The organism is Alsobacter sp. KACC 23698 (genome assembly GCF_045348435.1).
Classification (GTDB): Bacteria; Pseudomonadota; Alphaproteobacteria; order Rhizobiales; family Beijerinckiaceae; genus Alsobacter.
In genome coordinates, this window is record NZ_CP157484.1 from 2970030 (window position 1) to 2995692 (window position 25663).

Sequence of the window (25663 nt, forward strand, 5' to 3'; positions counted from 1 at the left end):
TTCGGGCGCTACGCCGCCGCTTCCCGCGGGGCCCCGAGGGCTCGGCCGAACAGACGGGCGTAGTCCTGCGCCGGCCTCGCCCAGCTTCGGTCGCACGCCATGGCGGCGCGGCGCATCTCCTCCAGTCGAGCGGCGCTCCGATAGGCGTCGAAGGCTCGGTAGACGGCGCCCAGGAAGCTCGCCAGGCTCGACTTCTCGAACAGGAAGCCCGTGTTGCCGTCGTCGATCGTCTCGGCGAGCCCGCCCGTGGCGTAGGCCACCGGCAGGGACCCGAAGCGCTGGGCGTACATCTGGCTGAGCCCGCACGGCTCGAACCGCGACGGCATCAGCAGGAAGTCGCTGCCGGCGTAGATGCGCCGGGCGAGCTGCTCCTCAAAGCCGATGGAGATCCCCACGGCTCCCGGATGCTTGCGGGCCAGCGCCGTCAACTCGGTCTCGAACCTCGCCTCGCCCTTGCCGGTGACGACGATCTGGCCACCCTGGCGCACGATCGATTCCGCAGCCTCGATGGTCAGGTCGACGCCCTTCTGGGGCACCAGCCGCGACACCACCGCAAAGAGCGGTCCGCGCGACACGGCCAGCCCGAACGCCTTGCGCACGCTCTGCGCGTTCTTGGCCTTGCCGCGCCACTGGCCCGGCTCGAACGGGGCGGCCAGATGCGGGTCGGTATAGGGATCCCAGCTCTCGTCGATGCCGTTCAGGATGCCGGTCAGCCGGCCTTCGTCGGAGCGCGCCCGCAACAGGCCCTCGAGCCCGCAACCATGCTCGCGCGTGGTGATCTCGTGCGCGTAGGTCTCGCTCACCGTGGTGATGTGGTTGGCGTAGAACAGCCCCGCCTTCAGGAACGACACCTGTCCGTGGAACTCCACGCCGTCGATCTGGTAGGCCCGCTCGGGAATGCCCAGCCGCTCCATACGCTCGGGCGGGAACAGGCCCTGGTGGGCCAGGTTGTGCACCGTCAGGATGCAGGGCACGGCGCTGTCGCGCCACGCCAGATAGGCGGGCGTCAACGCCGCCGGCCAGTCATGGACATGCAGCAGGTCCGGCCGCCAGCCCTCGATCGGGTAGGACCCCGCCGCTTCGGCGGCGGCGAGGCTGAGCCGGGCGAAGCGAACGTCGTTATCCGGCCAGTCGACGCCGTGCTGGTCGCCATAGGGCGAGCCGGGGCGGTCGAACAGCTCCGGACAGATCAGGACATAGACCACGATGCCGTCGGCGGTCTGGGTGCGTGCGATGGAGCAGGCCGGGATCGCGCCCCTGGCCGGCAGGTTCATCACCACCTGCATGGGCCCGGCCGAGGCGACGACCTCGCGGTAGCCGGGGATCAGAACCCGGACATCCACCAGCCTGCGCAGCGCGCGCGGCAGGGCGGCCGAAATCTCGCCGAGCCCGCCGGCCTTGGCGAAGCCCGCGAATTCCGGCGTGACGAACAGGATGCGTTCGCGCATTCAGCTTTTCGGAGGTTGGCCGCGCTGGCGCTCAGGCTGGCGAGGGCGGATTGAGATGATCCTGCAACGCCACGATGTCGCCTCCAGTTCCACGGTTTCGCCAAGATTTTTCTCGCAGTCGCGAAAAGGATTTTTGCAGCGCACCCAAGCCGCCGATGTGGGACGTGGGCTCGAAAACGGCGCAGATCCTTCTTGCGATCGGGTGTCCCCGGCGGCGGCTCGCGGAGGCTTGAGGGCTCCCGCCCTGTTCGGAACCCGCCGGAGGACTATATTGCGGTGTCCCGATCCGGCGGCGCCCGGCGCCGTCCCCCTTCGAGGAGTGTTCCATGGCCGTTGCGGCGACGAAGTCCTATCCGGTGACCCACACTGACGAGGAGTGGCGGCGCATCCTCACCGCCGAGCAGTACGACGTGCTGCGCGGCCACGGGACGGAGCGCCCGGGGAGCTGCGCCCTCCTGGCTGAGAAGCGCCCGGGCGTGTTCTCCTGCGTCGGCTGCGGCCACCCCCTGTTCAGGGGCGGCGCCAAGTTCGAGAGCGGGACCGGCTGGCCGAGCTTCAACACGCCCCTCCCCGGCTCGGTCGAGACCAGCGAGGACCGCAGCTACGGCATGCTGCGCACCGAGGCGCATTGCAGCCAGTGCGGCGGACATCTCGGCCACGTCTTTCCGGACGGCCCGCCCCCCACCGGCCTGCGCTATTGCATGAACGGCGTCGCCCTCGCCTTCACGCCGGACTGAGCCCGTCCGGTGCAGGATCAGGGGCCAAACGGCGAGCCCGGCGCGGCCGCCGACGGGCGCATCGCGGGGCCGGATCCCCTGATCCTCACGGCGCGGCTCGGCGGCGGCGCGGCGGACTGGTTCGAAGCCCGGCGCCGCGCGCATTACCCGGCCGACCGCAACCAGGTCCCGGCGCACCTGACCCTCTTCCACAAGCTGCCGGGCGACGCCCTCGCCGAGATCGAGGACGAGCTCGTCGAATGCGCCTGGCGGCTGGACCCGCTGCCCGCCCGCGCCACGCATCTGCGCTTCACCGGCCAGGGCGTGCAGGTCGCCGTCGAATCACCGGGGTTGGAGCGACTGCGGCAGGACCTCGCGAAGCGCTGGGGCCTGTGGCTCACGCCGCAGGACCTCAGGCCGTCCCGCCCTCACGTGACCCTGCAGAACAAGGTCCCGGCGGAGCGCGCGCGCCGCACCTTCGACGGGCTCTGCGCCGTGTTCGAGCCTTTCGACTTCGAGATCGACGGCCTGGACCTCTGGATCTATCGCGGCGGTCCCTGGGACCGCGCCGGCGGATACGAGTTCGGCGGCGCGCCCGCGTAATCGTCCGCCGTCGGGCGGGCCTGCGACGATTGGCGCAGAGACCTGCGGGCCCTCCCCAGGAACTCCCTCCCGGACCCGCCGTTGGGTTGCGGTTCCTAACAACGAGGGAAGAAACGCCATGATGAAGACAATGATGCTCGCCGCCGGCCTCGCCATCGCCATCCCGGGTCTCGCGCTGGCGCAGTCGCCGACCTCCTCCACCCCCGGCCAGACCGGCTCGCGCAGCATGATGCAGGGCGACGCCGGCGCCTCGGCCCGCACCGGCATGGACATGTCCACCGGCTCCAGCCGCAAGATGACGCGCTCCCACAAGACGATGAAGCACAGCCGCAAGCGCATGCACCGCGCCATGTGATCGCGGCCTGACGAGGCGCCCGGACCACGGTCCGGCCGACGCCATGACGGTCGAAGGACAAACCGGCAAGCGCCTGCGCTTCGCCGGTTTCGTCTTGCCCGCTAGCGCGCGGCGGCCGGAGCGCGCATCAGCGCGCCCGAGACCGTCTCGCTCCTCGATCTCAGCAGGTCGGCGTGGCCACGCAGCGAGCCCGCCACGTCGACCACCGCCGCCACCACCGCCTCCGCCTCCCCGGTCGCGCCGTTCAGGCTCTCGGCGGCTCCCGCCAGCTTCTCGTTCTCGTCCTGGACCTTGGCGATCGAGCGCTCGATCTCGGCCGAATAGCTGGCCTGCTCTTGCGTGGCGAGCGCCACGGTCCGGCTGATCCCGGCCACGTCGTGGATGCTCTGGACCACCGCCCGGACCACCGCCGAGGTGCGCCCGCCCGCATGCTTGATGGCCTGGGTCTGGACCGCGATCTTCTGGGCCGCCTGGCTGGTCTGCTCGGCGAGCGCCTTCACCTCGCCGGCCACGACCGCGAATCCGCGGCCGCGTTCGCCCGCCCTCGCGGCCTCGATGGTCGCGTTCAGGGCGAGCAGATTGGTCTGGCGCGCCACGCCCGAGATGAAGCTCGCCACGAAGTCGATCTCGGACGCGGCCGCATCGAGGTCCTTGACGGCCATGTCGGTCTCGCGCGCGCTGTCCACCGAGCGTTCGGCGAGCGCCGAGCTGGCGGCGGCGCTGTCGCTAATGCGCTCGCTGAGCGTGACGAGCTCGCTCGCCATCTCGACGACCTGCTCGGTCCGCTGCAAGGCCCGGCCCGACACGCCCAGCACCTCGGCGGCGTGCCGGCGCGTGTCCGCGGCCCGGGCGGACAGCAGCGCGGAGGCCGAGCCGAGCCGCTCGATCGACGAAGTGATCTCGCAGGTGCTGCTGCGCACATGCTCCTCGAAGGCGTCGAGCCCGGTGGCGATCTCCAGCTCGCGCCTGAGCCGCGTCTCCTGCGCCTGCAGCGCGGTGAGCTCGGCGTCCTTGGCGTGGTTGGAGGCGGCGGCGATCTCCAGCAGCCGCTGGTTGGAGAAGAGCTTCTTGCGGCTGCGCGCGACCGCCCCGCCGAGCCCCAGAACGAGGGCGGAGCTCAGCAGGGCGAGCGCCACCCCAAAGCTCAACTGCCGATCCGCGGCCCCGAAGGCCCTGTCATGCGACAACCCGACCGCCACCATCAGGCCCGACGTTCCGAGAGCCCGATAGGCCATCAGCCGCGGCACGCCGTCGATCTCGTCCACCCCGTCGAGCAGGCCCTTGGCGTTGCGTCTCGCCAGGGTCAGGAGCTGCGAGCCCGCCATGGACTTGCCGATCGTGTCCTTGGTCAGCCCCCGGCGAGACACCACGGCCCCGTATTCCGACAGCATCGTGAGCGCGCCGTCGTGACCGATGTCGATGTCGTCGAAGACGCGGGAGAAGGAATAGGGGTCCAGCGTGGCCACAACGACGCCGCCGAAAGTGCCGTCCGGATTGGTGATGCGCCGGCTGACCGGAATGAACCACTGGCCGTTCCAGACCTCGCGCTTGCTCGGCACCGGCGAGTTCACATAGAGCCGGTCGTCGGCCACATTGGCGTGGAACTGGAAATAGGCTCGGTCGCTGAGGTCGAACTGGCCCTGGACCGGTCGCGACGAATAGATCAGATAGCCGCTGCGATCCAGGATGGCGATCTGCAGCGTATGCTGGTCCGGATGGACATAGCGCGAGACCTTGTACTCGAACGCATTGATGTCCTTGATCTCGGTGAAGATATTGCGCGTCACCTGGATGTTGCTGTCGACATTGGCGAAGATCTGCTCGATGCCAGCCGCCGTCACCGTCGCGATGTTCGTCGCGTAGACCTCCGCGTCCTTCCGCGCCAGCGCCGCATATTCGTACACATGAGCGCCCACGCAGACGCAGATGACCGCCGCGAGGCCGACGGAGCTCAACCAGATAGAACCTGGACGCATGAACAGGGGATCCGCGAGCCCGACCCCGCGCCGGGCTCGGACGGACCCTAGGGAACATCTCTTAATGCAACCTTGGATTGCTTATCCGGCGGTAGCTCGCCAAGCCCCCACGGTCAGTTTCCGCCCGCGATGGTGCGATGCCGCACCACTGACGGGTGGTGTGAGCCACCGCACGCTGCGGCGCCGCATCCAGGCGTAGGCTCCTGCGTGGTCGGGGGGCGTCCCGCAGAGCCGTAGGAGGCGAGGCATGACGGAACTGACCGCAATGCGTCTGCGAAAGCTGGTGAGACGGACATTGGGCCTGCTCGTGTTCGCGTATCTGGCCGCCGGCGTCGCCGCGACGCTCGTGACGCTGCCGTGAGCAGGGCGTCGCGGGCCTGAGGCGGACCGACGCGCGAACACGGCGCCGCAGCCATCGCACGAGGGATGTCGGGAGAAGATCCAGCGGCGCTGGGGTGGGCGGCCGTCGCCTGCCCCAGAGGCGCCGCCCCGATGCGCCGCCCCAGAAGCGCCGCCTCATGCGCGCTCCGGGCCGCCCCATGTTCGCCGCAAGCCGGCCACACGAGGGTCGCTCTCGGTTGAAAGCTTGGCGCCCCCGAAACGGCAAGACGAGATCATGACAAAGACAAGAGACCTTCTGCTCGCCGGCGTGATGGGTCCGGCGCTGCTCCTTGGCCAGCCCGCTTTCGCGTCCACGGATGCGGCGCGCCGGTCCGCGGCCGACGCCGCGGCGACGCGCGGCGCATCGGACCTGCCGATCGTGCTGGCCCAGGGGCAGCCGCCCGAGCCGGCCGAGGGAGGACCTCCACGCCGGGGACCGCAGGGCCAGCCCGGCGGGCCGGGACAGCGCGGTCCGGGTCCGGGAGGTCCTGGTCCCGGAGGTCCTGGTCCGGGAGGCCCCGGTCCCGGCGCACGGCCGCCCCAGGCCGCGCCCGGCCTTCCGCCGGGCCCGCCGCCTGGAGCCGCGCCGCGGCCGCAGCCTCCGGCCGCGCCGCCGCCGGTCGTGGCCCCGCGCCCGCCTGCTCCGCCCGCGCCCCCGCCGGCCGCCGCGCCGCGCCCCGCACCGCCCCCTGTCGCCCCGCCGCCCCCTCCGGCCGCCGCTCCGCGCCAGCCGGCTCCGCCGGCGGCCCCGCCGCGCGCGCCTGCCCCGCCTCCGCCGCCGCCCGCCGGGATCGCGCCTCCCGCGCCCCCGCGCGCCGCGCCTCCTCCCCCGCCCGCCGCGCAGACCGCGCCGCGGCCGGCCCCCGGCGTCGAGGGCCAGCCGGCTCCGGGACGCCCGGGACCCGGCGGCCCGCCTCCGGGCGCGCCTCGGCCGCCCGCCGCCGCGGCTCCGCCCCCTCCCCCGCCGCCCGCCGCCGCCGCGCCCCCCGGGGCCGCGCCCGCTCGCCCCGCGCCCGGCCTCGGCGAAGCGCCGCGCGCAGCGCCGCCCGGCTCGCCGGCGCTGCGACCCGGCGGACCGCGCCCCGGCCTCGCTCCGGCCCAGGCCGTGAACCCAGCCCCCGGCGCCCCTCCGGTCCCCGGCGCTCCGCCGGCGCCCGGCGCCGCCCCGCCACCGCCCCCGGCTGCGGCGCAGCCGCCCGCGCCCGGCGCGCCGCCGGCTCCAGGAACGCCGCGCCAGGTCCAGCCCGGCCGCATTCCTGGCGCCGCGCCAGGCCAGCCGGGAGCGGCGGGAAGGCCCGGCGCCCCAGGACAGCCGGCCTTGTCGGGACAGCCGCCCGCCCCAGGGCAGCCGGTCCCAGGACAGCCGGTTCCAGGACAGCCCGCCTCAAGCCAGCCCGCGCCGGGACAGCCGCCCGTCCCCGGCCAGCCGGCGGTCTCCGGACAGCCGCCCATCCCGGGCCAAGGCCGGCCTCCCGTTGCGGGCCAGCCGCCCGCCCCTGGAGCGCCTCCCGCCCCGCAGGGCCTCGCGCCGCAGCCGGGTCAGCCCCCCGTCGCCGGCCAGCCCGCCGGGCGCCCGCCCGGAGGCCCCGCCCAGACGCAGGCGCCGGGCTTCGCACCGCCGCCTGGCGCGCCGGCCCAGCTCGCGCCCGGACAGGTCCCGGGCCAGAGTCCCGGACAGATTCCGGGCCAGCCCTCCGCCGCCGCGCCGCGCCGGGGCGGCATCGGCCCGGCCGGCGCGGCGGCGCTCGGCGCTGCGGCCGGCTTCGTCGGCGGCTACATGGCGTCCGAGGGCGCGCGCAATTTCGACGACGTGCGCCAGCGCCGCCGCGAGGTCACGCAGGACGGCGTCACCGTCATCCAGGAGCCTGGCCGCACCATCTATCGCGGCGAGAACGACCGCGTGTTCCTGCGCCACGACGAGACCGAGCGCTTCCGCGAGCTGGGCGGCTCGGTCCGCACCGAGCGCCGCCAGGGCGAGCAGGTGACCATCTACGACCGCGGCGGCGGCGAGGAGGTCATCACGGTCACCGACGAGAGCGGCCGGCTGCTGCGCCGCATCCGCCGGAGCCCGGACGGCCGCGAGGTTGTGCTGATCGACAATGGCTGGCGCGGGCCGCCGCGCAGCTTCGAGGACGAGGTGATCGAACTCCCGCCCCCGCCGCTGCGCATCCCGCGCGAGCGCTATGTGGTCGACGCCGACATCGCCGACGAGCGCCTGATCTACGAGACGATCACGGCCCCGCCGGTCGCCGCGGTGCCGCGCCGCTATACGCTCGACGAAGTGCGCTACAGCCCGGATCTGCGCGCCCATATGCGCAGCGTCGACGTGAACACGATCAACTTCGAGACCGGCTCGTGGACCGTGCCCCCAGACCAGGCGCAACGGCTCGCCACCCTCGCCCAGGCCGTCAACCAGGCGGTGCGGGCGAACCCGAGCGAGGTGTTCCTGCTGGAGGGCCACACCGACGCGGTCGGCTCGGACGTCGACAACCTCTCGTTGTCGGACCGCCGCGCCCAGTCGGTGGCTGCAATCCTGACGCGGGATTTCGCGGTGCCGCCGGAGAACCTGACGACGCAGGGCTATGGCGAGCAGTACCTCAAGGTGAACACGCAGGCGCCCTCGCGCGAGAACCGGCGGGTCACCTTGCGGCGCATCACCCCGCTGTTGTCGGGCGAGAACGCCCAGCGGCAGCAGCAGTAAGAGGCTCGCCCGCGGCGCTCGCGCCGCGGGCGGTCCCGGAACCTTCACCGGGGCCGCGCGATTGTCCCCGCGCCCACGAGGAGGAGGCGCCATGCGTATGCTCACCGGAATGATCCTGGGGTTCCTGCTCGCCGTCGGCGTCGCCTATGTGCATGACTCCAGCGCCGCCCCCGGCCAGAACATGGTCAACTGGGAGGTGGCCAATCGCAGCTTCCAGTCGGTCGCCACGCAGATCCATGACGGCTGGCGTCGCCTGACCTCGGGCGAGAAGGCCACCATCTAGGCCGGCCATGGCCCGTCGCGCTCCTTCTCGTGCAAGGGGCGCCGAGGCCCGCTAGGATCCCCGGCGAACGATGCGAATCGGGCGCGAAACGATCCGGGCGGCAGCCCGGTCCCGCGCTTCGTCCTTCCGGAGCCGCCGCCCATGACGCTGTATGTCGATCCCGCCACGCAGGCCTTCCTCGTCCGCGCCCGCGCCCAGCCCGCCGTGGACTACCGCACGATGCCGCCGGCCGAGGGACGCGCGCTCTTTGAGACGCTGCAGCGTCCGCTGAACTTCTCTCCTTACGAGATGGCCGAGATCCGCGACCTCACGGTCCCGGGGCCGGGCGGACCCATCCCGGCGCGGCTCTTCCGGCCGACGCCCGAACCCGCCGCGCCGGTGGTGCTCTACGCTCATGGCGGAGGCTGGACCTTCGGCTCCATCGAATCCCACCACGCGCTCATGCAGAACCTCGCCGGCGCGTCCGGCTGCGCCGTGCTGGGGCTGGACTACCGGCTGGCCCCCGAGCACCCCTTCCCGGCCCCGCTCGACGACGTGCTGGCCGGGCTCGACTTCATCGCGCAGGGCGGCCTCGGCGTTCACGCCGACGCGTCGCGGGTCGCCGTCGCGGGCGACTCGGCCGGGGCCAATCTGGCGCTTGGCGCCATGGTGGCCCGCAAGGCCGCCGGCCGTCCCCTGCCCCGCACGGCGGCGCTGTTCTATGGCTGCTTCGCGCCGATCTTCGACACGCCGAGCCATCTGCGCTGCGGCGACGGCTCCTACCTGCTCGGCACGGCCGGGATGCGGTGGTACTGGGCCAACTATCTGGGCGAGGCCGCCGCGGCGCCGCCCCCCGCCGCCGCGCCGCTCGACGCCGATCTCGCCGGCCTGCCGCCGCTCTACCTCAACTGCGCCGGCCTCGATCCGCTGACCGACGACACGCTCATCCTGGCCCAGAGGCTCGCGGACGCCGGCGTCCGCTACCGCCTGGACAGCTGGCCCGGCGTGCTGCACGGCTTCATGCGCATGGTCCGCGACGTCCCGGCCGCGCTCGCCGCGACGCGGGCGGCCGGCGGCTTCCTGCGCGAAGAGTTCGCCCGCGAGTAGCGAAGCCCGCCGGCCAAGCTTGCCGAACGCGCGGCCTCGGCGCTCAATGGCGGACATGACCCCTCATGCTGACTTGAGGAGAGTTCCATGTCCGCATCCCATGCAAAAGCCGCCCCAGGCGCATCCGCCTCCGCCCCGACCTGCCGCAAGGTGCGCCCCGGCGCCGAGTTCACCGGCAAGCAGGCGCTCCCCTACAAGCCCGGCGTCTCGGCCGAGACCGTCGGGTCGAAGGGCATCCACCTGCAGATGGTCACCATCCCGCCGGGCGGCCGCGCCAAGGCCCACAAGCACGCGTCGCACGAGACCGCGCTCTATGTCCTGAGCGGCCAGTCGGCGATGTATTACGGCGACAACCTCGAACACCACATGGAGGTCGGCGCAGGCGACTATCTCTACATTCCAGCCGACGTGCCGCATTTGCCCTACAACCCGGGGACCGAGCCCTGCGTCGCCATCATCTCGCGCACGGATCCGAACGAGCAGGAGAGCGTCGTCCTGCTGCCCGAGCTCGACCGCCTGCGCTTCTGAGCAGGCGCTCATCTCGCAGCGCAGCGCCACGCTTTCGTCGGACTTCGGTGCTCCGCTTCGCGCGTCGCAGAATGCGGAGCAGCACGATGCAGAATTGCTTCACGCAATGGCTGGAAGCCGTCGCCGCTCATTGCCACGACGGCCAGAAGACACTCGTCGACGCCGACCGCCTGGTCCTGCGCGACTGGTTCGTGGACAGGATGCCCCCCGCCGAAGCGGCCGCGCGCCTCGCCCGATGCGTCGGCCGGGAGGACCGCCCGGACGACGACGGGCCGGCCGGACAGGCCGTCAGGCCCGCCGCCTAGCCCCGCTTCCGGCTGCCGGCTCCGCCCAAGCCCCGCCTTAATTCAGGCCGAGCATCGTCGCCAGGACGCTCGCGACCGCATGCCGGAACATGAAGCATTCCCGGGAGTTGAAGCCGCGATCGTTTCCAGAAGGAGACACGCGATGGTCACGACGACGAAGACACTGGTGCTGGCCGCGTCCGCGCTCGCGGCGGTCGCCGCGTTCACGCTCCCGGCCGAGGCCGCCTGGCGGGGCGGCGGGGCCGGATTCCGTCCGGGCGGCTTCCATGGCGGAGCCTGGCGCGGCGGCGGTTGGGGATATCGCGGCGGCGGTTGGGGTTATCGCGGCGGCTACTGGCGGGGCGGAGGCTGGGGCGCGCCCGTCGCGGCGGGCCTCGTCGGCGGCCTGGCGCTGGGCGCCCTGGCGGCCCCGGCCTATGGCTACGGCTATGGCTACCCGGGCTATGGCTACGGCTACGCCCCGGCCTATGTGGGCGGCTACGGAACCTGCTACATCGAACGCCAGCGCGTCTACGACGCCTGGGGCAGGATGTTCATCCGCCGCGTCCGCGTCTGCGATTGAGCCGCGGGAGGTTTAAAGCGTCCGGCATGACTTACGCGCTGACCCACGACCATGCGCTCCGGCGCTTCGATCTCGCGCAGGACGGCGTCCCGGTCGCCCACGCCCTCTATGAGGAGCGCGGCGACCGGCTCGCGATCTACCACACGGAGGTGGACCGGACCCTGAGGGGACGCGGCGTCGGGGCCGAACTGGTCTCGCGCGTCCTCGACGAGGTCCGCAGCACGGGCAAGTCGGTGATCCCGGCCTGCGCCTATGTGCGCAGCTTCATCGCCGACAATCCGGAATACGGCGACCTCGTCGCCTGATCGAAAAGGCTGCGGCGCGCGTGCGACGCGCCGCCTCGCGCCTATTCGGCCTTCTGCCCGCACTTCTCGACAGCCGCCCGATCCTTCTTGCCCTGCTGGGCGAGCGTCGCCTTGCAGTCGGCGTCGAGGCCCGCTTTGGGCGTGTCGCCCGTGGCGGCGACAGATCCCGTCGTTTCCGTAGACGAACCCGCCGAGCTCTGCCCCGACATCTTTCCGCTCTGCTGCGTCCCGCCCTGGGCGGCCTGGGGCGACTGCGTCGACGGGGCCGGCATGACCCTGTCCTGGGCGAGAGCCGATCCGGCCGCCAGCACGGCCGCGCAGCCGAGAACCGCGGCCTGGGCCAGGGCGATGAACGAAGAAGTCTGCCTCGTGTTCGACATCGTGGCGTCTCCTGATGGCGTGACGGCCTCCCAGTCCCCGGCTCAACGCCCGAAGCGGCGGATCGCTCCGCCGCCTCTGTCCGGCCCGGCTCAGTCGCGCCCGCCCGCGACGCGCTCGTCGGCCGTGTCCTTGCCGGCGCCGCGCCGGCGCATCTCGGCGTTCTCCTTGCCGCCGCCTACCGGGCCCTGATGGGCGAGCTTCCCCTTCCGGGTCTCGCCGTCGGGGCTCTCGGCGTTCTGGCCGGCGCCGCTCTGATTGTTCTGGTTCAGCGCTCCGCCCATCTCTCCGGGCTTGGGCGCGCCGCCGTCGTCGCGTGGTCCGCTCATGGTCGCCTCCTGCGTGATCGCATCGTCCTGAGCCAATGAGCGCCGCCCCGCCTGGTTCCCGCCTGGAACGGAACCCCGGCGCAAGTCCGGGACGGAACCCCGGCGACGGCCGGACGGTTGAACAGTCCCGAGCCCGCGAGCCGCCGCGGGCGGAGCCTTCGCATGCGCATCCGCCACCTCGTCGCCCTGCTGCTGGTCCTGGCCGTCGTCGGCGTGGGCCTCACTTTCCTGCAGGCCCGCCCGCTGAAGCCGACCGACGCGCCCCCGGCCTCCTCCTTCGCGCCCGAAGCCGTGCGGCGCGGCGCCGAACTCGCCGCCATCGGCGATTGCGCCAGCTGCCACACCGCCCCGAACGGCAGGCCTTACGCGGGCGGCGTCGCGCTGGAGACGCCCTACGGGACCATCCACGGAACGAACGTCACGCCGGATCCCGACACCGGCATCGGCCGCTGGTCGGCGCAGGCCTTCGCCCGCGCCATGCGGGAGGGCGTCGACCGCGAGGGGCGGCGTCTCTACCCCGCCTTCCCGTACAGCCACTACACGCGCCTGGCGGGCGGCGACATCGACGCCCTCTACGCCTTCCTGATGACCCGCACCCCGGTGCGGGCGACCGCGCCCGAAAACCGCCTGCGCTTTCCCTATGGCTTCCGCCCCATCGTCATCGGCTGGAACTGGCTCTATCTCGACCGGAAGCGCTTCCGTCCCGATCCGACGAAATCGGACCAGTGGAACCACGGCGCCTATCTGGCCGAGGCGCTCGGCCACTGCGGGGCCTGTCACACGCCCCGGACCCGGTTCGGCGGCGAGGACCCCAGGGCGCATTTCAACGGCGGCGTGGCGGAGGGCTGGTGGGCGCCGCCCCTGAACCAGACCTCGCCGTCGGCCGAGCCCTGGACGGCCGACGGCCTCTACGCCTATCTGCGCTCCTGGGACGCCGCCCATGGCGGCGCGGTCGGCCCGATGGCGGCCGTGACCGCCAACCTCGCCGGCGCGCCGGAGGCGGATGTGCGCGCCATCGCCGCCTATGTGGCGGAGCGCATGGGGCCGCCTCAGCCCCTCAACAAGGCGCGGCGGGACGGCCTGATGGCGCGCGCCGAGCCGGACGGGTCGAGGGATCCCGCCCTGGCGCGCGGCGGCGCCGTCTACCAGGGCGCCTGCGCCCAGTGCCACGCGACGGGCGGGCAGACGCCCTTCACGGTTCCGTCCCTGGCGCAGCACACCTCGCTGTTTGGGCCCGTTCCCGACAACGTCCTGCAGGTGGTGCTGCACGGGATCAGGACGCCCCAGGGCGCGGCAGGGCCCCTCATGCCGGGCTTCGCCGACGCGCTGACGCCGGCCCAGGTCGCCGATCTCGCCGCCTATCTGCGGGCGCGCTTCACCGACCAGCCGCCCTGGCCGGACGTCGAGGCCGCCGTCCGGCGGATCCGCGGACAGCCCTCGCAGGCCGTTCCCGCCGCCCCCGTGGACGGCGCAGTGCAAAAAGCCCTCGACTGAAGAGAACAACGAAACGAACGCGTTGGGAGAAAACCCTCATGGTGGATCTCAGGATCAACGGCAAGACCCATCGCGTCGAAGCCGAGCCCGGGACGCCTCTCCTCTATGTCCTGCGCGACGAGCTGCAGCTCAACGGCGCGAAATTCGGCTGCGGGCTCGGCCAGTGCGGCGCCTGCACGGTGGTGGTCGATGGCGCGCCGGTGTTCTCCTGCCTCATGCCGGCGTCCCTGCTGGCCGGGCGCGACATCGTCACCGTGGAGGGCCTGGGCTCGCCCGAGGCGCCCGGCCCGCTGCAGCAGGCCTTCATCGACGAGCAGGCCGCCCAATGCGGCTACTGCATCGCCGGCATGGTCATGCGCGCCCACGCGCTCCTGCTGAAGACGCCCTCGCCCACCGAAGCCCAGATCCGCGAACACATGGACGCCAATCTGTGCCGCTGCGGGACCCATATGCGGATCCTGGCGGCCGTGCGCCGCGCCGCCCTCGGGGCCAAGGCGGGCGGCCGCACCGCCGAGGCTTCGCCCGCCAGGCAGGGAGCGCTGTGATGACCGTTCCATCCGCCCCAAGCCGCCGCGCCGTGCTCGCCGGAGGCGGCGCCCTCGTGCTGTCCTTCAGCCTGTCCGGCCGATCGGCGCTGTCGCAGGAGACGCAGGCGCCCCAGGAGCTTCAGAACCTGGGCAAGGCGCCGACGCCGGCCGCGCCGCTTCCTGGCAGCCTCAAGGCGGAGCCGCGCCTCGACGCCTGGATCAGGATCGGAGAGGACGACGCCGTCACAGTGTTCACCGGCAAGGCCGAACTCGGCCAGGGGATCAAGACCGCCCTCCTCCAGATCGCAGCCGAGCAGCTCGACGTCGATCCCTCCAGGCTGACGCTGGTCACCGCCGATACGGCCCGCACCGCCAATGAGGGCTTCACGGCGGGCAGCCACTCCATGCAGGACAGCGGCACGGCGATCCTGCATGCGAGCGCCCAAGTGCGCGAGATCCTGCTCGGCCTCGCGGCGGCCCGGCTCGCGCTCGCCGTCGGCGAGCTTCAGGCCCGGGACGGGCGCATCCTGGCGCCGGACGGCCGCTCCGTCCGCTATGGCGAGCTTGTCGCCGGCCAGGAGCTGCACGCGGCCGCCCAGCCGCAGTCACGCCTGAAGCCGCAAGACCAGCACCGGGTGATGGGCCGCTCGCTGCCGCGCGTCGACATCCCGGCCAAGGTCGCGGGCGGACCCGCCTATGTGCAGGACCTGCGGCTCCCCGGGATGGCGCATGGCCGGGTGGTGCGCCCGCCAAGCCCCGCGGCCGCGCTGGCCGAGGCGGACACGGCCGCGGTGGAGCGCATGCCGGGCGTCCTGAAGGTGGTGCGCGACGGACGCTACCTGGCGGTCGTCGCGGAGCGCGAGTTCCAGGCGGTCACGGCCGCGCGCGCCCTTGCGGCGGCGACCCGCTGGACGGAGACGGCCTCCCTGCCGGCCCGCGAGCGGGTGTTCGAGACGCTGGCGGGCCTGCGCTCGGAGGACACGGTCATCCACGAGAAACGCGGCGCGCCCGCCGCGGCGGTCCGCACCGTCGATGCGGAATATCGCCGCCACTACCAGCTGCACGGGTCGATCGGCCCCTCCTGCGCGGTGGCTCAGCTGCAGGACGGAGCCCTCACGGTCTGGAGCCACGCGCAGGGCATGTTCCCGCTGCGCGCCGCCCTGGCCGAGATGCTCGGGATGCCGGAGGACAAGATCCGCTGCATCCATGTGGAGGGGTCGGGCTGCTACGGCCACAACGGCGCGGACGACGCCGCCGCCGACGCCGCCCTGCTGGCGCGGGCGCTGCCGGGCCGCCCCGTCCGCGTCCAGTACATGCGGGAGGACGAGCACCGCTTCGAGCCCTACGGCCCCGTCATGATGAGCCGCGCCTCGGCGGCGCTGGACGCCTCGGGGGCCATCGTCGACTGGCGCTACGAGGTGCGCAGCAACACCCATTCGACCCGCCCGCCCGGCGCCGGGCAGCTCCTCTCCGCCCAGCTCCTGGAGAAGCCCTTCGCCCCCGCCGCGCCCAAGCCCCTGCCGCAGCCGGAAGGTGGCGGCGACCGCAACGCCATTCCGCTCTACGACCTGCCGAGCCAGCGCATCCTGCACCGTTTCGTGCCCGAGATGCCGCTGCGCGTCTCCGCCATGCGCGGGCTCGGCGCCTATCTCAACGTCTTCGCCATCGAGAGCTTCATGGACGAGCTCGCGGCGGCGGCCGGCGCCGATCCGGTCGCGTTTCGGCTCAAGCACCTCAAGGACGCGCGCGCCCGCGACGTGATCGCCCTGGCGGCGGACAAGGCCGGCTGGTCGAAGCCCCTCGCCTTGGACGCCCGGAAGGCCGGGCGGGGCCGAGGCTTCGCCTTCGCGCGCTACAAGAATCTCGGCGCCTACGCGGCCATCGCGGTCGAGGTCGCGGTGGAGCGGGAGACCGGCCGCGTGCGGCTGCTCGGCGTCACCGCGGCGGTCGACAGCGGCGAGGCCGTGAACCCGGACGGCATCCGCAACCAGATCGAGGGCGGCGTCATCCAGTCGGCCAGCTGGAGCCTTCTCGAGGAGGTCGCCTATGACCGCACCCGCATCCTCAGCCGGGACTGGAGCACCTATCCGATCCTGCGCTTCTCGGCCGCCCCGGAGAAAATCGACGTGCACATCGTCAACCGGCCGGGCCAGCCCTTCCTGGGCACGGGCGAAGCCAGCCAGGGCCCCGCCGCCGCCGCCATCGCCAACGCCATCGCCGACGCCACCGGCGTCCGCTGCCGCGAGCTGCCGATGACGCCCGGCCGCATCAAGTCCGCGATCGGCGTCTAGGACGGCGAGTGGGAATGAGCGTTCTTCCACCCATCCCCCGTCATCCCCGGCGCGCCGCAGGCGCGGGAAGGGGATCCAGGAGGCCGGGCAGGAGGCGCCTCATCCCCCGGCGCTTCATGCCCCCGGGGACGACGGCGGTTGACAAGCGGAAAAAAATCCTATAACCCTGGTCACGCTCTGGTCCACCGAGGGGCGTCTGCAGCGTGAGGACGTGGACCAGGGGCGGCGGCCGCCAACAGCCGAGCTCACCACCCGGTTCGAGGCGGCGGACGGAAGACAAGGTCCGACTAGCGACAACGCGAAGGGGCTGAAAGCGCCCCGGGATCTTCCTTTCATCCTCCAACGTCGCGCGCGGAGCGGCGGGGCCTGGCGGCCTCCCGGCTTCCACTCTACCCACCCCACTCGCCGTGGGGTCCCCAGCGACGCCGCTCCGCGCCGCCCTCCACCCCATCCCTCCGGGCCGAAACGCCGCGGAGATAAACGCGCGTGCCCTTCTCCCCGGCACGGGGAGAACGCAGCCCGAAGGGCCGGATGAGGGGTAACCCGCCACCCCTCACCCCAGCCCTCTCCCCGTTCCGGGGCGAGGGGGCGCACTGCGGCCCTCCCCCAAACCCCCCGTCATCCCCGGCGCGCCGAAGGCGCGGGAAGGGGATCCAGAAAGGCCGGGCGAAGGGCGTCCTCGTCCCAACCCACCTGGATCCCCTTCCCGGCGCTGCGCGCCGCCGGGGATGACGGAGAGCTTTTTGGGTCAGACTTGAAACAGCCCAGCGGCGCGACCCCTCCCCCCGCTCCGGAGCGAGGGAGTCGGCTGCGGCCCCAGGCGTCTCGAAAGTCGAGGGGGAGTTTGCGCAAACCCCACCACCCGTCATCCCCGGCGCGCCGCAGGCGCGGGAAGGGGATCCAGAAAAGCCGGGCGAAGGGCGTCCTTGTCCCAACCCACCTGGATCCCCTTCCCGGCGCTGCGCGCCGCCGGGGATGACGGAGCCGCCCTTGGGCTTGACCCGAGGGTGCCGAGCGCAGCGAGGTCGGATGAGGGATGCCCGTCGCCCCTCTCCCGGTTCCGGGGCGAGGGAGCTGCAACGAAAAAGGGCGACGCCATCGCGCCGCCCTCTCGCAACCGTCGGATCCCGATGGGCCTACTGGTCGTCGTCCTGCTGCACGGCGGCGTTGGAGGCGACCGGGACGGAGCCGAGGCCGTCCTTGTTGTAGATGTCGTCGCGGAACTGGACGAGGCCCTCGGGGGTCGCCCAGGCGGTGATGTAGACCCAGTACACCGGCACCGGCTGGGCCAGGCGCGCGTCGACGCGCTGGCCGCCCTCGATGGCGGCGTCGATCTGCTCGCGGCCCCAGCCGGGCGTGTCCTTGAGCAGCCAGGTGATGTAGTCGCGGACGTTCTGCACGCGCATGCAGCCCGATGAGACGAAGCGGAAGTCGTCGCCGAAGATGCCCTTGGCGGGCGTGTCGTGCATGTAGACGCCATACGGATTGGCGATGTTGATGCGCACCACGCCGAGCGAGTTGAAGTCCCCGCCCGGGTCCTGCCGGAACATGTAGTGGGTCGCCTCGTCCGAGCGCCAGTTCACCTGCGAGGGCGAAATCTCCTGCCCGTCCTTGCTGATGATGCGGATCTTGTTCTCGGTGAGGTAATTGGCGTCGGCCTGCATCTTGGGGATGAGGTCCTTGCGGATGATCGACGCCGGCACCGTCCAGAACGGGTTGAAGTTGATGTCGGTGGCGCGGGTGGTCATCACCGGCGACTGGCGGTCGATCTTGCCGACGCCGGCGGCGTGGCGGGTCATGACCTGGCCGTTCTCGACCGTCTCGACCAGCGCGGCCGGGATGTTGGCGACCACGAAGCGGCCGCCGAGATTGCCGGCGTAGCTGCGCAGGCGCACCACATTGGTCTCGAGCTGGCGCAGGCGCAGCTGGGCCGGAACGTTCATCGCCGTCACGGTGGCGGCGTTGACGATGCCGGTCGGCATCAGGCCGTGGCGCTCCTGGAAACGCTTCACGCCGGCTTCCACGAAGCTGTCGAACACGGGCGATGCGCCGGCGTTCTGGTCCAGGTCGGCGGACGCGGCGAGGCGGCGGCGAAGCGCCACCACGGCTGGGCCCTTCGAGCCGAGCTTCAGGTTGGCCTGCGGCATCGCCGGGAAGCCGCCCTGGGCGACGAGCTGGCGATAGGTTTCGATCGTCTGTTCGGTCGCCTGCAGGGTCAGCGGCGACAGGACCGGCGTCGTCGAGCGCACGACCTTGAGGCTGGTGGCCGCGTCGTAGTTCTGACGCCACTCGGCCTGCCCGGCGCTCTGCGCGAAGGCGCTCGAGAAGCCCCCCGTGGATGCGACGGCCAGGGTCGCCAGACCGGACAGGGCGAACTCGCGGCGGGACATCGATCGGAATGAGGTCATGATGCGTGATCTACTGAGGTTGCGTGATCGGGGACGTCACAGGCGATCCTTGGAGGATCGCAGTAAACGAACCGTTTTCACTTGGAAACAGCCAATGTGGTCGGGGCTGAAAAGCGTGCCGCAGTCCGGCGAATTTAAGGCGACCGCGCCCCGTTTCGGGAAGGCCGCTGGGACCTGTGTCTCATCGGCAACGGACCCGCGCCGGCGCCGGCGCCCTTCGCTGACTACTGAGGCCCCGCATGAGGTCTGCGTAGTCGAACCGGATCGAGGCGAAGCCTGGACTGAGCGATAGTGCGGCCTATCGAACATCACGCACGGAGGTCACCCATGCTCACCATCAACCAGGCCCAACTCGCCGGCGGCTTCAGGTCTCAAGAAGACGTGATCATGGCCGAACTGCACGCCAGCCTCGCCCAGGTCGAGCGCCTGATCGAGCGGCTCTCGCCGCATCTGCGCGCCCAGTCCGGCGCGCCGCTGCGGACGATCGGCGCCCCGGCGCAGCAGCCCGCCCCCGAGGCGGCGGAATCCCTCGAGAAGCTTCAGGCGACAGCCAAGACCCTGCGCGACGGCATCGCGGCGCTGAGCCGCGTCGGCCACGCCTGAGGCGTTCTCCAAAATGCAGGAAAGGCCGGGATCGCCCCGGCCTTTCTGTCGTCTATGGAACCGGCCGCGGCGCGGCGGCGCGTCAGAGCCGGTAGCGGATATGGTCGGTCCAGAAGCGCTCCAGGCGCCCCAGGGCCGTGTTCACCAGCTTGAACTCCTCCGACGAGATCCCGCCGATCTGCTCGACCGTGCGGACATGCTTGTCGTAGAGGCCCTTGACGATGTCGTGCACCGCCCTGCCCTGCTCGGTCAGGCTGATGCGCACCGAGCGGCGGTCGATCCGCGAGCGCTGGTGGTGCAGATAGCCCATCTCGACCAGCTTCTTGACGTTGTAGGAGACGTTCGAGCCGAGATAGTAGCCGCGGGTGCGCAGCTCGCCGGCCGTCAGCTCCTTGTCGCCGATATTGTAGAGCAGCAGCGCCTGCACGCTGTTGACGTCCGAACGGCCGCGCCGGTCGAATTCGTCCTTGATGACGTCCAGCAGGCGGCGATGCAGCCGCTCCACCAGCGTCAGAGCCTCGATGTAGAGCGGCTGCACGTCCGGCGCAGCCGAAGACGTCTCGGGAACGTCGATGGTCTTGATTGCCGCTTTCATAATCCGCCTCTCTGCTTTCCCTGTGGCCGACGTTTCCCGGCCTCGTTGAAAGCGAAAGTAACTTCAGCAGATGAAAGCCAGTTTAAACAACGAGATGAATCGAGTGTTCACAACTTTGGGGTGAATCAAGCTTAAATGCTACTCATCTCGCCCGTTTGCACTTCGTTGACTCACGCGGCGGCGACGCCGCTAGACGTCCCGCGCCGCCAGCCAGGACAGGATGATGTAGACGATCACGGCGGCGCCCTCCGCGACCACCATCCCAATCCCCAGCGCCTGGGGCCCGACCGGCGCGAAGCTCCCCACCAGGATGTGGCTCATGATCGCCAGCAGCCACATCACCCCGCCCCAGGTGCTGGTCAGCCACAGCCCGACGCTGGCCACGAGGTCCAGCACGGCGAACACGATCACCACCGCCCGGCCGGCCGGCGACAGCGCCTCGAAGGTCGCCCCGCCCAGGGGGTCGACGCCCAGGATGGTGAGCCAGTAGGACAGGCCCTTGACCACCCACACTGCCGCCATCAGCCGCATGAAGGTCACCAGCGCGCGGTCCCACGGCACGCCGGCGCGGTCGGCGCCGGGTTCCTGGAGCGACTGGCTGCGATGCTGCTCGGCCCTCACGCGCCCTGCTCCGGCAGGTCGAGCTCCTGGTCGGGCGGCAGCGGCGCGAAATAAGCCGCCGCCTTCTCGGCGGTCGCATGCGACAGCGACGCCGGCGACCATCGGGGAGACTGGTCCTTGTCGATCACGGCGGCCCTCACGCCTTCGTAGAAGTCGGGCGTATCGACCATGCGCGACACGATGCGGAACTCGGTGCGCATCGCCTCGGCGAAGTCCATGTCCTTGCCGCGCCGCATCTGCTCCAGCGCCACCGAGAGGCTGGTGGGCGAGCGGTCGCGGATGATGGCGGCCGCATCGGAGGCGAACTCCGACCCGGCAGCCGCATGGGTGTCGAGACGCTCCAGGATCTCGGCGACGCTCAGCCCGACGAAACACTGGTCGATCTCGGCCCGGAGCGCCGCGACCGGCGCCTCGCCCGGCGGGCGGGCGTGGGCCGTCAGCGCCGCGTCGACAGGCTCGCCCGCCACGAGCGCGTCCATGATCGCCGGAAAGGCCGAGGACGGCGCCGCATGGGTGGCCAGACCCAGCGCCAGCGCGTCGGCCGCCTTGACGCGGGCCCCCGTCAGGGCCAGCCAGACGCCGGTCTCGCCCGGAAGCCTCGGCAGCGCATAGGTCGCGCCCACGTCCGGGAAGAAGCCGATCGCCACCTCCGGCATGGCGAACAGATAGCGCTCGCCGGCCACCCGGTGGCTGCCATGCAGGGACAGCCCCACGCCTCCGCCCATGACGATGCCGTCGATCAGCGCCACATAGGGCTTGCGGTAACCCTGGATCAGAGCGTTCAGGGCGTATTCCTCGCGCCAGAAGACGAGCGCTTCCTCCCGCCGGCCGGCCTTGCCGAGCTCGTAGAGCTGGCGGATGTCCCCGCCCGCCGAGAACGCCTTCTCGCCCGTCCCGGCGATGACCACCCGGGTCACCCGGGGGTCCGCCGCCCAGGCGTCGAGCGCCTTGCGGATCGCCCGCACCATGCCCAGCGTCACGGCGTTCAGCGCCTTGGGCCGGTTGAGCACGATGACTCCGGCGGCGCCGCGCACCTCGCAGATCGCTTCGACGCCGGCTGTTGCGGCGTCGGTCGCTGCGGGGCTCTCGGGCGGTTGCGGCGATCGGGTCATGAGGCGCTCATGTCGGAGGGATCGAAGCGGCCGGTCAGGTCGCGGGCGGAGTGAAGCTTGCGACTCCCTCCGCGTCAACGCGCAACCCCTCCCGCCGGATGAGTACAAATGCGGGCGCGGCCCTTGGCCGCTTTCAGGCGAACCGGGTTGGTGATACTGGGAAGTTCAGAAATCTTCCAACCTGGCGCCCGGCATCAGGGACGCCGATCTGCGGAGGACACGCCGATGGCGTCCCGGGTCACCCCGTTCCAGAGCCCAGCCCCGCTGGGATCGCCCGCCCTGCGGGACGAAGCCGCCGCCGAGCTCCGCGGCCCGCGCCTCGACCTGACCCACCGGCCCCGCCGCAATCGCAAGTCCGAGTGGGCCCGCCGCCTCGTGCGCGAGAACGTGCTCACCGCCAACGACCTCATCTGGCCGCTCTTCGTCGTCGAGGGGCGCGGCGTGCGCATCCCGGTGGGGTCGATGCCGGGCGTCGAGCGCCTCAGCGTCGACGAGATCGTCCGCGAGGCGGAGCGCGCCGCAGAGCTCCGCATCCCGGCGATCGCGCTCTTTCCCTACACCGATCCGGGCCTGAAGGACGCCGTCGGGGCCGAGGCCCTCAACCCGGACAACCTGGTCTGCCGCGCCTGCCGGGCCGTCAAGCAGGCCGTGCCCCATATCGGCATCCTCACCGACGTCGCGCTCGACCCCTACACCAGCCACGGCCATGACGGCCTGCTCCAGGACGGCGTCATCCTCAACGACGAGAGCGTCGCCGTGCTGGTGCGCCAGGCGCTCAACCAGGCCGAGGCCGGGTCCGACATCGTGGCCCCCTCCGACATGATGGACGGCCGGGTCGGCGCCATCCGGTCGGGTCTCGACCGCGCCGGCCTCAGCGACGTGCAGATCATGGCCTATGCGGCCAAATACGCCTCCGCCTTCTATGGCCCGTTCCGCGAGGCCGTGGGCAGCGGCGCCGTGCTGTCGGGCGACAAGCGCACCTATCAGATGGACCCGTGCAACGGCGACGAGGCCATCCGCGAGGTGGCGCTCGACCTCGAGGAAGGCGCCGACATGGTCATGGTGAAGCCCGGCATGCCCTATCTGGACATCGTCCGGCGCGTGAAGGAGACCTTCGCGGTCCCGACCTTCGCCTACCAGGTGTCGGGCGAATACGCGATGATTCGCGCCGCCGCCGCCAATGGCTGGCTCGACGGCGACAAAGCGATGGTGGAGAGCCTCATCGCCTTCAAGCGCGCCGGCGCCGACGGCGTCCTCACCTATTTCGCTCCGGCCGTCGCCGAGAAGCTGAAGCGCGAGGGCTGAGTCCAACCCTCGGTCGCCGCCGCGGGCCGTGACAGGCCCGCCGACGTGGTTATCCTGCCGGAATGCTCCGCCCGTACGCCGTAGTCCCGGCGATTCTCTTCCTGGCCATCGCCGGTTGCGCCACGCTGATCGACACCGATCAGGCGCGGATCTGCCGGACCGTGATCCCGGCCCTCAATCCCGCCGGCAGCGTCCTCACGCTGGGCCGGCAGACCCCGGCGGAGGACCATCGCGGCCTGCGGATCGTCTATCGGGCGGAGCCGCCGGGCGAGCCGTCGCGGACGCGTTTCATCGCCTGCCGATTCGCCGAATCGGGCGGCCGGCCGGAGCTGACCGGGGTGGCCACCGAGCGCGGTCCGCTCGGCGAAGCGGCGTTCCTCTATCTGAAGCGCTTCTATCTCGGCTCCCCCGAGGCGCTGCTGGAGGATCCCGGCGCGCCGGAAGCCGCCGATGTGCCCGCCGTTCCGCACGCCGTCGCCTATGCGCTGCAGCAGGTGGTCGGCGGCCTGCCGCAGGCGGCCGTCTACGGGCTGCTGGCCGCCGCCTACTCGCTCATCTACGGGCTGGTGGGCCGCATCGTGTTCGGCTTCGGCGAGATCGCGGCGCTGGGCGGCTATGGCGCCCTGCTCGGCGTCACGCTGGCGGTGCAGTTGGGCGCGCGCGACCCCTTGGCGGGGCTCGCCGTGGCGGCGGCGCTGTCGATCTACGCCGCGAGCCTCTACGGCATGGTGAGCGGCCGGCTGGTGGTGGCCCCGCTGGTGGCGGGCCCCGGCCTGCCGATCCTGATCGCCACCACGGGACTGATGATGGCGCTGTCCGAATTCCAGCGCCTGACCCAGGGCAACGACCTGCGCTGGGCGCCGCCCGTGATGAACGCCCCCGTCCCGCTCCTGCGCTCGGGCGACTTCGTCACCACCTTCACGCCCATCGCCCTGCTGGTCACCGTCGTGTCCTTCGCGGCCGGGGCGGCGCTGCTCGTCGTCATGCGGCGGACGCGGTTCGGCCGGGCCTGGCGGGCCTTCGCGGACGATCCCGGCGCGGCGGCGCTCTTTGGCGTCGACAGCCGGCGCATCTTCCTCGCCACCTTCGCGCTGTCCTCGGCCCTGGCCGGGCTGGCCGGCTTCGTGATCACGGCCTATTGGGGCGGCGTCGGCTTCGGCTATGGCCTGACGCTCGGCCTCAAGGCGCTGGTGGCCGCCATCATCGGCGGGATCGGCTCGGTCGGCGGAGGATTGGCCGGAGGCGTCGTGATCGGACTGGCGGAAGCGCTGTGGTCGGCTACGATGCCCCTGGAATCCAGGGACATCGCCATCTACGCCCTGCTCAGCATCACGCTCGGCCTTCGCCCGGGCGGGCTCTTCGGATGGCGGGACCTCTTGCCCAGACGGGTCTGACCGCCATGACGGAACCTGCGAGCCCAGCCCCCTCCCCCTTCTGCGTCACCCTCGACGATGTCCGCGCGGCCGCCCGCACCATCGAGGGGCGGGTGCAGAAGACGCCGATGCTCCCCGCCCCGCGCCTCTCGGCGCTGACGGGCGCAAACGTCTTCGTGAAATACGAGAACATGCAGTCGACCGGCTCCTTCAAGGAGCGCGGCGCGCTGAACCGGCTGTCGCAGCTGACGCCGGGCGAACGCCGGCGCGGCGTCGTCACCATGTCGGCCGGCAACCACGCCCAGGCGGTCGCCTACCATGCGGGCCTCCTGGGGATCCCGGCCACCATCGTGATGCCGGCCACCACGCCGCTGGTGAAGGTCGAGAACACGCGCAGCTACGGGGCCGCCGTGGTGCTCGACGGCGAGACCCTCTACGAGGCCCGCGAGCGCTGCGAGGCGCTGCGCGCCGAACGCGACCTCGTGCTCGTGCATCCCTATGACGACCCCGCCGTCATCGCCGGCCAGGGCACCATCGCGCTGGAGATGCTGGCCGAGCGGCCCGACCTCGACATGCTGGTGATCCCCATCGGCGGCGGCGGGCTTTGCGCCGGCAACGCCATCTCGGCCAAGGCGCTGAAGCCGGCGATCCGCATCATCGGCGTGGAGGCGGCGCTCTACCCGTCCTTCGTCAACGCCATCCAGGGCCTCGATCGCCCCATCGGCGGCCCGACGCTGGCCGAAGGCATCGCGGTCAAGACCGTCGGCAGCCTGACGCTGCCCATCGTGCGCGACCTCGTGGAGGACATCCTGCTCGTCGACGAGCCGGCCATCGAGCGCGGGGTGAACTGCTTCGCCACGCTGGCCCGCAGCATGGCGGAAGGCGCCGGGGCGGCCGGGCTCGCCGCGCTGCTGGCCGAGCCGGAGCGGTTCAAGGGGCTGAAGGTCGGCCTCATCCTGTGCGGCGGCAACATCGACGCCAGGCTCCTGGCCGCCATCATGGTGCGCTCGCTGGAGCGGGAGGAGCGGATCGCCTCCTTCCGCATCACCACGGCGGACCGGCCGGGCCTGCTCGGCGCCATCGCATCCCGCCTCGGCGAACTCGGCGCCAACATCCTGGAGGTCTCGCACGGGCGGCTCTTCCTCGACGTGCCCGCCAAGGGCGTCTCCATCGACGTCACGGTGGAGACCCGCGGCGAGGAGCACACCCGCCAGGTGCTGGAGGCCCTGGCCGCCGACGGCCTCGCCCCCAAGCGCATCGACCGGCGCAGCGTCTGACGCCGGCGCCGCGGCCGGCGTCTTGAAGGCCGGGCCCTCCGGGGCCACATCATGGCGCGACACCGCCGCGGGCGGGAGATGCCCCGCCGCACGGGCGGGAC

The 25663-nt window shown here is 71.9% G+C and carries 25 protein-coding genes; 17 read left to right on the plus strand and 8 right to left on the minus strand.

Going from position 1 to position 25663, the window contains the following annotated elements; all coding sequences use genetic code 11:
- Positions 1–8: 8 nt before the first annotated feature.
- A complete protein-coding gene (glgA, locus tag ABEG18_RS13930; RefSeq protein ID WP_406853650.1) occupies positions 9–1448 on the minus strand; it encodes a glycogen synthase GlgA in 1440 nt (479 codons plus the stop codon).
- Between the two features lie 326 nt (positions 1449–1774).
- Here glgA and msrB point away from each other — a divergent pair, with 326 nt between their 5' ends.
- The 3 genes from msrB to ABEG18_RS13945 all read left to right on the plus strand — a co-directional run bounded on the left by msrB (position 1775) and on the right by ABEG18_RS13945 (position 3122).
- Positions 1775–2185 (plus strand): peptide-methionine (R)-S-oxide reductase MsrB, encoded by a 411-nt coding sequence (msrB, locus tag ABEG18_RS13935; RefSeq protein ID WP_406853651.1) that lies wholly within the window; start codon positions 1775–1777, stop codon positions 2183–2185.
- 9 nt (positions 2186–2194) lie between these two features.
- Complete coding sequence (locus ABEG18_RS13940; RefSeq protein ID WP_406853652.1) at positions 2195–2767, plus strand: 2'-5' RNA ligase family protein; 573 nt, start codon at positions 2195–2197, stop codon at positions 2765–2767.
- Positions 2768–2885: 118 nt separating this feature from the next.
- A complete protein-coding gene (locus ABEG18_RS13945) occupies positions 2886–3122 on the plus strand; it encodes a hypothetical protein (RefSeq protein WP_406853653.1) in 237 nt (78 codons plus the stop codon).
- A gap of 101 nt (positions 3123–3223) precedes the next feature.
- Here ABEG18_RS13945 and ABEG18_RS13950 read toward each other — a convergent pair whose 3' ends face one another.
- Positions 3224–5098 carry a methyl-accepting chemotaxis protein gene (locus tag ABEG18_RS13950; RefSeq protein ID WP_406853654.1) on the minus strand — a complete coding sequence of 625 codons (1875 nt, stop codon included), beginning with the start codon at positions 5096–5098 and terminating at the stop codon, positions 3224–3226.
- A 2158-nt stretch (positions 5099–7256) separates the two neighbouring features.
- Here ABEG18_RS13950 and ABEG18_RS13955 point away from each other — a divergent pair.
- The 7 genes from ABEG18_RS13955 (at position 7257) to ABEG18_RS13985 (ending at position 11249) form a co-directional block, all read left to right on the plus strand.
- The gene (locus ABEG18_RS13955; protein ID WP_406853655.1) at positions 7257–8180 is read left to right on the plus strand and encodes an OmpA family protein; all 924 of its coding nucleotides are present in this window, start codon (positions 7257–7259) and stop codon (positions 8178–8180) included.
- 91 nt (positions 8181–8271) lie between these two features.
- Positions 8272–8463 carry a hypothetical protein gene (locus tag ABEG18_RS13960; RefSeq protein ID WP_406853656.1) on the plus strand — a complete coding sequence of 64 codons (192 nt, stop codon included), beginning with the start codon at positions 8272–8274 and terminating at the stop codon, positions 8461–8463.
- Positions 8464–8604: 141 nt separating this feature from the next.
- Positions 8605–9549 carry an alpha/beta hydrolase gene (locus ABEG18_RS13965; protein ID WP_406853657.1) on the plus strand — a complete coding sequence of 315 codons (945 nt, stop codon included), beginning with the start codon at positions 8605–8607 and terminating at the stop codon, positions 9547–9549.
- 87 nt (positions 9550–9636) lie between these two features.
- A complete protein-coding gene (locus tag ABEG18_RS13970) occupies positions 9637–10077 on the plus strand; it encodes a cupin domain-containing protein (protein ID WP_406853658.1) in 441 nt (146 codons plus the stop codon).
- An 86-nt stretch (positions 10078–10163) separates the two neighbouring features.
- Positions 10164–10382, plus strand: coding sequence for a hypothetical protein (locus ABEG18_RS13975; protein WP_406853659.1), 219 nt, complete (start codon positions 10164–10166; stop codon positions 10380–10382).
- A gap of 142 nt (positions 10383–10524) precedes the next feature.
- On the plus strand, positions 10525–10944 hold the full coding sequence (locus tag ABEG18_RS13980) for a hypothetical protein (RefSeq protein WP_406853660.1): 420 nt from the start codon (positions 10525–10527) through the stop codon (positions 10942–10944).
- Positions 10945–10970: 26 nt separating this feature from the next.
- The gene (locus tag ABEG18_RS13985; protein WP_406853661.1) at positions 10971–11249 is read left to right on the plus strand and encodes a GNAT family N-acetyltransferase; all 279 of its coding nucleotides are present in this window, start codon (positions 10971–10973) and stop codon (positions 11247–11249) included.
- A gap of 41 nt (positions 11250–11290) precedes the next feature.
- Here the strand turns inward: ABEG18_RS13985 and ABEG18_RS13990 are convergent, their stop codons facing one another.
- A complete protein-coding gene (locus ABEG18_RS13990) occupies positions 11291–11629 on the minus strand; it encodes a hypothetical protein (RefSeq protein ID WP_406853662.1) in 339 nt (112 codons plus the stop codon).
- 90 nt (positions 11630–11719) lie between these two features.
- Positions 11720–11956 (minus strand): hypothetical protein, encoded by a 237-nt coding sequence (locus tag ABEG18_RS13995; RefSeq protein WP_406853663.1) that lies wholly within the window; start codon positions 11954–11956, stop codon positions 11720–11722.
- A gap of 162 nt (positions 11957–12118) precedes the next feature.
- Here ABEG18_RS13995 and ABEG18_RS14000 point away from each other — a divergent pair, with 162 nt between their 5' ends.
- The 3 genes from ABEG18_RS14000 to ABEG18_RS14010 are packed head-to-tail and all read left to right on the plus strand — an operon-like array spanning position 12119 to position 16268.
- Complete coding sequence (locus tag ABEG18_RS14000) at positions 12119–13450, plus strand: c-type cytochrome (protein ID WP_406853664.1); 1332 nt, start codon at positions 12119–12121, stop codon at positions 13448–13450.
- Between the two features lie 38 nt (positions 13451–13488).
- The gene (locus ABEG18_RS14005; protein ID WP_406853665.1) at positions 13489–13995 is read left to right on the plus strand and encodes a (2Fe-2S)-binding protein; all 507 of its coding nucleotides are present in this window, start codon (positions 13489–13491) and stop codon (positions 13993–13995) included.
- Complete coding sequence (locus ABEG18_RS14010) at positions 13995–16268, plus strand: molybdopterin cofactor-binding domain-containing protein (protein ID WP_406853666.1); 2274 nt, start codon at positions 13995–13997, stop codon at positions 16266–16268. Before ABEG18_RS14005 ends, ABEG18_RS14010 begins: the two co-directional genes overlap by 1 nt.
- A 1136-nt stretch (positions 16269–17404) precedes the next feature.
- Here the strand turns inward: ABEG18_RS14010 and ABEG18_RS14015 are convergent.
- The gene (locus ABEG18_RS14015; RefSeq protein WP_406853667.1) at positions 17405–18676 is read right to left on the minus strand and encodes a murein L,D-transpeptidase; all 1272 of its coding nucleotides are present in this window, start codon (positions 18674–18676) and stop codon (positions 17405–17407) included.
- A gap of 327 nt (positions 18677–19003) precedes the next feature.
- Here ABEG18_RS14015 and ABEG18_RS14020 point away from each other — a divergent pair, with 327 nt between their 5' ends.
- Positions 19004–19279: a hypothetical protein gene (locus ABEG18_RS14020; protein ID WP_406853668.1), complete on the plus strand. Its 276-nt coding sequence runs from the start codon at positions 19004–19006 to the stop codon at positions 19277–19279.
- A gap of 82 nt (positions 19280–19361) precedes the next feature.
- On the opposite strand, the gene ldtR is transcribed toward ABEG18_RS14020, so the two are convergent.
- From ldtR to ABEG18_RS14035, 3 genes are all read right to left on the minus strand, one after another.
- Positions 19362–19874 (minus strand): transcriptional regulator LdtR, encoded by a 513-nt coding sequence (gene ldtR, locus ABEG18_RS14025; RefSeq protein WP_406853669.1) that lies wholly within the window; start codon positions 19872–19874, stop codon positions 19362–19364.
- Between the two features lie 189 nt (positions 19875–20063).
- Positions 20064–20495: a DUF6163 family protein gene (locus tag ABEG18_RS14030; protein WP_406853670.1), complete on the minus strand. Its 432-nt coding sequence runs from the start codon at positions 20493–20495 to the stop codon at positions 20064–20066.
- Positions 20492–21607, minus strand: coding sequence for an enoyl-CoA hydratase/isomerase family protein (locus ABEG18_RS14035; protein WP_406853671.1), 1116 nt, complete (start codon positions 21605–21607; stop codon positions 20492–20494). Before ABEG18_RS14035 ends, ABEG18_RS14030 begins: the two co-directional genes overlap by 4 nt.
- Before the next feature lie 225 nt (positions 21608–21832).
- Here ABEG18_RS14035 and hemB point away from each other — a divergent pair, with 225 nt between their 5' ends.
- The 3 genes from hemB to ABEG18_RS14050 all read left to right on the plus strand — a co-directional run bounded on the left by hemB (position 21833) and on the right by ABEG18_RS14050 (position 25562).
- Positions 21833–22912, plus strand: a complete 1080-nt coding sequence (gene hemB, locus ABEG18_RS14040) for a porphobilinogen synthase (RefSeq protein ID WP_406853672.1) — start codon at positions 21833–21835, stop codon at positions 22910–22912.
- 62 nt (positions 22913–22974) lie between these two features.
- The gene (locus ABEG18_RS14045; protein WP_406853673.1) at positions 22975–24306 is read left to right on the plus strand and encodes a branched-chain amino acid ABC transporter permease; all 1332 of its coding nucleotides are present in this window, start codon (positions 22975–22977) and stop codon (positions 24304–24306) included.
- A 5-nt stretch (positions 24307–24311) separates the two neighbouring features.
- Positions 24312–25562 (plus strand): threonine ammonia-lyase, encoded by a 1251-nt coding sequence (locus tag ABEG18_RS14050; protein ID WP_406853674.1) that lies wholly within the window; start codon positions 24312–24314, stop codon positions 25560–25562.
- Positions 25563–25663: the final 101 nt, after the last annotated feature.